This window comes from bacterium, assembly GCA_016873475.1.
GTDB lineage: Bacteria > Krumholzibacteriota > Krumholzibacteriia > JACNKJ01 > JACNKJ01 > VGXI01.
On record VGXI01000316.1, the window covers coordinates 1 to 2,761 of the forward strand.

General features: G+C 70.5%; 1 protein-coding gene. It reads right to left on the minus strand.

Going from position 1 to position 2,761, the window contains the following annotated elements; all coding sequences use genetic code 11:
- Positions 1-2,438, minus strand: a 2,438-nt coding sequence (locus FJ251_15215; protein MBM4119051.1) for a DEAD/DEAH box helicase, incomplete at its 3' end; no start/stop codon positions are given.
- Positions 2,439-2,761 lie beyond the last annotated feature (323 nt).

Below are 2,761 nucleotides of genomic sequence, written 5' to 3' on the forward strand. Positions count from 1 at the left end.
CCCCACCGGCGATCGAAGTGCAGCACGTGCGAGGCGGCTGTGAGATTGAGGCCCAGACCGCCAGCCTTGAGGGACAGCACGAAGAAGGGCACGGCCTCGTCCTCCTGGAATCGCCGCACCAGGTCCCGCCGCTTCGCCACCGCGGTCTCGCCGTGCAGCACCAGCCCGGGCCGGCCGAAGACATCGCCCAGAAAGGACGCCAGCGGCGCGGTCACCTCGCGAAACTGCGTGAAGACGAGCGCCTTCTCCTGCCTGGCGGCGATCACCTCGGTCAATTCGCGCAGGCGGGACCACTTGCCGCTGTCCGCCTCCGCCCAGGTGCCGTCGCCCAGCCACTGCGAGGGATGGTTGCAGATCTGCCTGAGCCGCATCAGCGAAGCGAGCACCAAGCCCTTGCGCTCGATCCCCGCCTCGGCGCTCACGAGCTTCGCGGCCAGCTCCCTCACCGCCTGCTCGTAGAGCGCTGCCTGCCTGCGGCTGAGCGGGCAGTAGGTCTTGAGCTCGGTCTTGTCGGGCAAGTCTGCGATGATGGCCTTGTCGGTCTTGAGCCGGCGCAGGATATAGGGCCGCACCAGCTCGCGCAGGGGGCCATAGGCATTGTGGCTGCGCTCGTCGAGGCGGCGAGCGTAGACGCTGAACTCCTTGCTTGAGCCGAGCAAGCCCGGGTTGATGAAATCGAAGAGGGACCACAGGTCGCCAAGCCGGTTTTCGATCGGCGTTCCTGTCAGAGCGATCCGCGCCTGCGCCTGGAGCTGCTTGACGGCCCGCGTCTGCTTGGCGCCCGGGTTTTTGATCGCCTGCGCCTCATCGAGGATCGCCAGGCGCCAGGGTGTGGCCGTCAGCCAGGGAACGCGCAGGAGCGTGCCGTAGCTCGTGATCACCAAATCGACTCCCGCGAGCCGCCGGCGGGGCAGGGTCCTTAGTTCCTCCGCCGGCATGAACGAGGGATGGGCGACGAGGGCCTTGAGTCCGGGCGTGAAACGCTCGATTTCGGACACCCAGTTGGCGAGTAGAGAGGCCGGCGCTACCAGCACGTTCGGCCGCTTTCGTCCGCTCTCGCTCCGCCGCAGCGCCAGCAGCAGGGCGAGCACCTGGACGGTCTTGCCGAGGCCCATGTCGTCGGCGAGACAGGCGCCCAGGCGGAGCCGGGCCAGCAGGTACAGCCAGCGCAGGCCGACCGACTGGTAGGGCCGCAGCGTGCCGTGCAGCTCGCGACCCGGTTCGAGCGCCGCCAGTGCCTCGGGCGCACGCAGGCCCCTCAGCGTTTCCGCGAGCCAAGGTCCGGCGACAACCCGCGACCACTCGCGATCGTCGTCGTCCGCCGCCTTTCCTCCCAAGTCCGTGCCCGCGAGCAAGCGCATCGCCTCGGCGAAGGAGAGGCCGCCCGCCCGCGCGAGCCGCGCGGCCGCCTGGAAGCGGTCCATCATCGCCGCGAGGCGCTCGCGGTCGATCTCGACCCACTGGCCGCGGAGGAGGGCGAGGCCGTCCGCCCCGGCCAGGATCGCCTTGACTTCGGCCGCGCTCAGCTTGCGGCCATCGAGCGTCAGCTCCATGCTGAAGTCGAGCAGGGCATCGGCGCCCAGCAGAGAAGGGGCCTTCGCGCCCACCGTGGCCGTTACCTGCGGCCGCGGCGGCCGTCCCGCCCGCCAGCCAGCGGGCATGCGCACGATGATCCCGGCGCGTTCGAGCATCTCAGTAGCGGTGAGAAGTCGGAAAGCCTCCGCGGACGACCAGCGCAGGGGGTGGTAGAGCTCCCCGCTGTCGACCATCGTCTTGAGCCAGTCGCATTGCGCGGCTGCGCGCTGCACCGGCAAGAGCAGCGAGAGCAGCTTGTCCCGGTTGCGGGTGCCGGCGTACTCGCGCAAGGCATCACCGAGGGGAAGGTGCTGGGCCTTGCCCTGCGCCGTCAGGCGATGGGTGTAGGTCGCGAGGAAGGCGAATGGGGCCAGCGAATCCGGGCGATTCTCGGCAAGGTGAAAATGCACCCGTCCGACCCGGTGCCACTCGGGGCTCAGGCGAGCGAGGAAGTCCGCCAGCGGGACCTTCGCTGCCGCCAGTTCGGCGGTGAAGGCTTCGCCGAGTGCCGTCCAGAGCGTGCCCAGGACCTCGGCGCTCAGGTACTCGGCGCCCTGCATCGGCGGTGCCGCGGCGGCCAGCGTAGCGAGCTCCGCCGCCGGTGGGGGCGCCACCGCCGGCCGGCCTTCGTCGAGTGCGGGACTCGTGCACAGGGCGGTGACGAAGCGGCCAGCGAACTCGCGCCAGTAGCCGAAGGCCGGAGGCATGGGCTGGCCAAGCTCCGCGGCGCCCAGTCGCAGGAGTCCGTGCCCACTGCTGCGCGCGAAGGCGGCGCTGAGGCGCGCAGCGAGCGCGGGCTCCAGCGCCACGTCGCCCGTTGCCGCGAGCAGGAGCCGCCCCTGCGGTGTCAGGTATGGGGTCAGCGGTAGGGGTCGCTCATCCTTCTCTACGGCGTTCCTAGTGCTCAGCGTCGATCTCTTCCTTCAGCCGGTGGATGTGCCCGCGGCCCATGCCGCGCACCGTGCAGCCCAGGCGCAGGTAGGCGCGGATCTTCTCGTCGTCGAGCAGGTTGAAGGCGTCCACCACGAGGCAGGGCCCGCCGACCGCGCGCACCACGCGCTCGGGCTCGAGCGCCAGGTACTCGGCGTGGCGCGCGGCGAGGATCACCCCCTGCGCGCCGCGCAGGGCCGTGTTGAGGTCGCGCTGCACGCGCAGCTCGGTAAGGCGCTCCTGGTTGCGGAAGGGA